The organism is Kitasatospora sp. Root107 (genome assembly GCF_001424875.1).
Classification (GTDB): domain Bacteria; phylum Actinomycetota; class Actinomycetes; order Streptomycetales; family Streptomycetaceae; genus Kitasatospora.
Window position 1 is genome coordinate 1 of the sequence record NZ_LMCT01000053.1, and the last position, 4,728, is coordinate 4,728.

A 4,728-nucleotide genomic window follows, 5' to 3' on the forward strand; every position below is an offset into this window, starting at 1 on the left:
GAACGCCGCACCCAACGCGAACGACAACGACTCGTCCCACTGATCCGGCACCACACCACGCACGTCGTACGCCTTCACCAGCTGCTTCAAGTCCCGCATCAGCCCGGCATTCCACTCTGCTCGGTGCGGCGGTGCCGCACGTTCTCGGTCGACACCGGCGCGGGCAAGGTCCGACCTCCCCGGTGCTCCCACCGGCGCAGGGGCGCGCGGAGGGGCGGGGCGAGGCGGACGCGAGCGACCGGTTGCTTCGCGACCCACGGGTGTGCAAGTTGAACAGGAAGACTATCCGGTGAGCGGAGTGAAGCACCGCCCTGACGACCGCCGGGCAACCTGGGCGTCGTAGCATGCGCTATTCCTGTACTTCTTCCGTATCCGAGGAGTCAGGACACCGCGAGGTGCGCCTCATCGACCCGGACAGCGGCCATCAGGGCTCGCTGCTCGCCCGCTGTACCCGAAAGGCAACAGAGACGTGACCACGGCTGGCCAGGAGAGCTCCTTCGCCGATCTCGGTGAGGTGCTGGTGATCATTCCGACGTACAACGAGGCGGAGAACGTCGAGCGGATCACCGCCCGGGTGCGGGCAGCCGTTCCCGAGGCGCACATCCTGGTCGCCGACGACAACAGCCCAGACGGCACCGGTGACATCGCCGACAAGCTCGCCGCAGCCGACGACCACCTGCACGTCCTGCACCGCAAGGGCAAGGAAGGGCTGGGCGCCGCCTACCTGGCCGGCTTCCACTGGGGCATCGACCACGGCTACCAGGTCCTGGTGGAGATGGACGCCGACGGCTCCCACCAGCCCGAGGAGCTGCACCGCCTGCTCACCGCCCTGCGCACGTCCGACCTCGTGCTCGGCTCGCGCTGGGTGCCCGGCGGCGAGGTGGTCAACTGGCCCCGCTCCCGCCTGCTGCTCTCCCGCGGCGGTTCGCTGTACTCGCGCCTGATGCTCGACGTCCCGATCAGGGATGTCACCGGCGGCTACCGCGCCTTCCGCAAGGAGACCCTCCAGGGCCTCGGCATGGACCAGGTCGCCTCGGCCGGCTACTGCTTCCAGGTCGACCTCGCCTGGCGGGCCGTCAAGGCCGGCTACAAGGTCACCGAGGTGCCGATCACGTTCGTCGAGCGTGAGCTGGGTGCCTCGAAGATGAGCCGCAGCATCGTCGTCGAAGCCCTCTGGCGGGTCACCGCCTGGGGCGTCACCGCTCGCCTGGGCAAGCTCACCGGGAAGTCGTGACCGCAGCGGCGGCGCCCGGCGGACGTGCTTGATCACTCACCTGGGCGCGCCTACCCGGCAATCCCGGCGGTTTCCTCCCAAGCTGGAGCCCTACGGGGCCCGGCACGGGCCCACCGTGCCGACCAGGGAGCCGATGTGACGCCGTCCCAGCCCGAAGGGACCGCCGGAGCCGAACCGGCCGGTCCGGGGCACCCGGGCCCGGCACCGGCGCCCCTGCAGATCGAGGTCTTCACCGGCCCCGAGACGGCCTTCTTCGCCACCTCCAGCCTGATCATGGGCGAGCGCACCGCGATCCTGGTCGACGCCCAGCTGACCCGGAGCGCCGGCCGGGAGCTGGCCGAGTGGGTGGCGGGCAAGGGCCGCCAGCTGCTCGCCATCGTGATCACCCATCAGCACCCGGACCACTACTTCGGTGCCGAGGAGGTGCTCCGGCTCTTCCCCAAGGCGCAGCTGCTGGCCGCCCCGCTGGTGGTGGAGGGGATCATGGCCACGCTGGCCGCCAAGGTGGCGCAGTGGAAGCCCGTGTACGGGGACGACATCCCCGACCACCCGCTGGTCCCCACCCCGTTGCTGCCGCAGCCGCTGATGATCGACCGTCAGCTGATCCGGGTGCTCAGCCTCGGGCAGGGCGACAGCGCGGGCTCCACCGTCGTGCACGTCCCGGGCAGCCGCACCGTGGTCGCCGGGGACTTCGTCTACAACGGCACCCACGTCTGGACGGCGGACACCGACCCCGCCGAACGCGAGCAGTGGTCGCACAACCTGGCCAGGCTGGCCGACCTCGGCGCCGAGCGGGTGATCGCCGGCCACCGGGTCCCCGGGGCCGACGACGAGGCGATGCGGGTGCTCACCTTCACCAGCGAGTACCTCCAGGACTTCGACCGCGCGCTGGCCGCCCACCCCGACGACGCCGAAGCCCTGGCGGCGATGGTGAACGAGCGGTACGGCGGCCTGACCCTGCCCGTGATCCTCGAACTCAGCGCGGCGGCCAACGTGCTCACGCCCGAGGACCTGTCCGACGGGGACAACGGCATCGTGGACGCGGAGATCGTCGAGGACCCCTGAGCGGAATACTGGCCGTATGACGGCCTACGACGCACTCGTACTCGCCGGGGGCGCGGCCCGGCGGCTCGGCGGGGTGGACAAGCCGGGCCTGGCGGTCGGCGGCCGCACCCTGCTCGACCGGGTGCTCGCCGCCTGCCCGGACGCCCGCACGGTGGTGGTGGTCGGCCCCGAGCGGCCGACCGAGCGCAGTGACCTGCACTGGACCCGGGAGGACCCGCCCGGTGGCGGTCCGGTCGCGGCGGTCGCGGCCGGGCTCGGGCAGATCAGCGCCGACCGGGTGCTGCTGCTCGCGGCGGACCTGCCGTTCCTGGACGGACGGACCGTCGAGCGGCTGCTGGACGCTCTCGCGGAGCACGACGGGGCCCTGCTGGTCGACGCCGGCGGCCGGGACCAGCCGCTGGCCGGGGCCTACCGCAGCAGCGCCCTCCGGGCCGCCCTGGGCGATCTCGGCGAGCCGGTGGGGCTGCCGCTCCGGCGACTGCTCGCTCCGCTCCGGCTGGTCCGGCTGGCCGACCCGGACGGGGTCTCGTACGACTGCGACACCTGGGAAGACCTCGAACTCGCCCGCCTCCGGGACGCCTAGGCAGCTGCTCAGCCATCTGCTACCCAGGGGCTCGGGGAACTGCGACGCCGACCTCTGCAAGGTGATCGTTGCGTAGGTGGTCAGGCACTTTCGCAGTGACCCGAACGCCAGATCTCCTCGCAGTTCCCCGAGCCCCTGGAAGGTGCAACCTTGCCTGAGCTCACGGGCGGCGGTGGGTCCGGGTGAGGGAAACGACGCGCGATGCTCATGGCCCGGAGCGTGGCGGGCGATGGTGGATCAGGCAGCATGGGGCCATGGAGCGCACGCTGGATGACTGGATCGCCGACGTCGCCACCGAGCTGGGCATCGACCTGGAGGTGGACGTGACCGGGCTGCTGGACCTCGCCCGGGTGGTGGCGCACGGGGTGGCCAGGCCCGCTGCACCGTTGACGGCGTTCCTGGTCGGCTATGCGGCCGCCCAGCAGGGCGGTGGCCCGGCCGAGGTGGCCAGGGCACAGGCCAGGACGGCGGCGCTGGCCGAACGCTGGGCCGGGGAGCAGGAGTGACCACGGTGGCGGCGGCCGCCCCCGTGCAGGCCCTGCACCACTGCTCGTGGCCGCAGGCCCGCCGGGCGGCCCGGCTGGCGGCGCCCCGGCCGCTGCCCACCGTCGGGCTCGCGCTGGGTGCGGCGCTCGGGCAGACCCTGGCGGGGCCGCTGGAGGCGCTCACCGATCTGCCGGCCTTCGACACGTCCGCGATGGACGGTTGGGCGGTGGCCGGTCCCGGGCCGTGGCGGCTGGCGGGCCGGGTGCTGGCGGGGGAGTCGTGCGGGCCGCTGGCGGACGGGGCGGCGGTGCAGATCGCCACGGGGGCGCAGCTGCCGCCGGGCGCCACCGGGGTGCTGCGCCGGGAGCACGGCCGGATCGACGGGGTGGTGCTGCAGGGGCTGGGCGAGGTGACGCCGGGTCAGGACGTCCGGCCGCGTGGCCAGGAGTGCCGCCGGGGTGAAGTGCTGCTGTCGGCCGGGACGGTGGTGACCCCCGCGGTGCTCGGTCTGGCCGCGGCCTGCGGGTACGACCGGCTGACCGTGCACCGCCGTCCGACCGTCGAACTGCTGCTGCTCGGTGACGAGTTGCTGGACTCCGGTCTCCCTGGGGCCGGGCTGGTCCGGGACGCGCTCGGCCCGCTGCTGCCGCCGTGGCTGGCCGCGGCCGGTGCGGAGCTGATCGGACAGCGCCGGGTCGGGGACGACTTCGGGCTGCTCCGGGACGCGATCCGGCACTCGCCCGCCGACGTGGTGGTCAGCACCGGCGGGACGGCCGCCGGGCCGGTGGACTTCCTGCACGAGGCGCTCACCGCCACCGGCGCCCGGCTGCTGGTGGACGGCGTGGCGGTGCGCCCGGGCCACCCGATGCTGCTGGCCGAACTGCCGGACGGGCGCCACCTGGTGGGCCTGCCGGGCAACCCGCTGGCGGCCGTCGCGGGCACCGTCACGCTGGCGCTGCCGCTGCTGGACCGACTGGCCGGCCGCCCGGGCCCGGAGCTGCGGACCGAGCCGGTGGCCGCCGCACTGCCGGGCCATCCGACCGACACCCGGCTGGTCCCGGTGGTCAGGACCGACCGGGGTCTGGTGCCGCTGGCCTTCGACGGCCCGGCGATGCTGCGCGGCCTGGCGCTGGCCGAGGCGCTCGCGGTGGTCCCGCCCGGTGGTGTCCCGGCCGACGGCCGGGCCGAGATCCTGGCCACGCCGTGACCGGGCTGGTCAGGCCGGTTTGATGGTGATGAGGCGGTCGGTGAGCTGGAGGACTGCGGCTTCGGGTTCGGTGTAGTTGAGGACCCGTCGGCCACGCACGACCGCGACCACCAGATCGGTGCAGTCACGCGGACTGTGCCCCGCCTCGGCCTT

At 73.6% G+C, this 4,728-nt stretch carries 4 protein-coding genes and 1 pseudogene; all 5 read left to right on the plus strand.

Annotated elements, in window-relative coordinates; translation table 11 throughout:
• Positions 1-469: 469 nt before the first annotated feature.
• The 5 genes and pseudogenes from ASC99_RS30195 to ASC99_RS30215 all read left to right on the plus strand — a co-directional run bounded on the left by ASC99_RS30195 (position 470) and on the right by ASC99_RS30215 (position 4,575).
• Positions 470-1,234, plus strand: coding sequence for a polyprenol monophosphomannose synthase (locus ASC99_RS30195; protein ID WP_200948466.1), 765 nt, complete (start codon positions 470-472; stop codon positions 1,232-1,234).
• Between the two features lie 135 nt (positions 1,235-1,369).
• The gene (locus tag ASC99_RS30200; protein WP_057238007.1) at positions 1,370-2,299 is read left to right on the plus strand and encodes an MBL fold metallo-hydrolase; all 930 of its coding nucleotides are present in this window, start codon (positions 1,370-1,372) and stop codon (positions 2,297-2,299) included.
• Positions 2,300-2,315: 16 nt separating this feature from the next.
• Positions 2,316-2,873: pseudogene (locus ASC99_RS30205) on the plus strand (molybdenum cofactor guanylyltransferase); the annotation flags it as partial.
• Between the two features lie 263 nt (positions 2,874-3,136).
• Entirely contained in the window at positions 3,137-3,388 is a 252-nt protein-coding gene (locus ASC99_RS41460) for a DUF6457 domain-containing protein (RefSeq protein ID WP_057238011.1), read from the plus strand.
• Positions 3,385-4,575, plus strand: coding sequence for a molybdopterin molybdotransferase MoeA (locus ASC99_RS30215; protein ID WP_235502552.1), 1,191 nt, complete (start codon positions 3,385-3,387; stop codon positions 4,573-4,575). The genes ASC99_RS41460 and ASC99_RS30215 overlap by 4 nt, the downstream gene beginning before the upstream one ends.
• Positions 4,576-4,728: the final 153 nt, after the last annotated feature.

What these genes read in the sequence shown, in the direction of transcription:
- ASC99_RS41460 (WP_057238011.1), top strand. Translation starts at nt 3,137, where the DNA reads ATGGAGCGCACGCTGGATGACTGGATCGCCGACGTCGCCACCGAGCTG.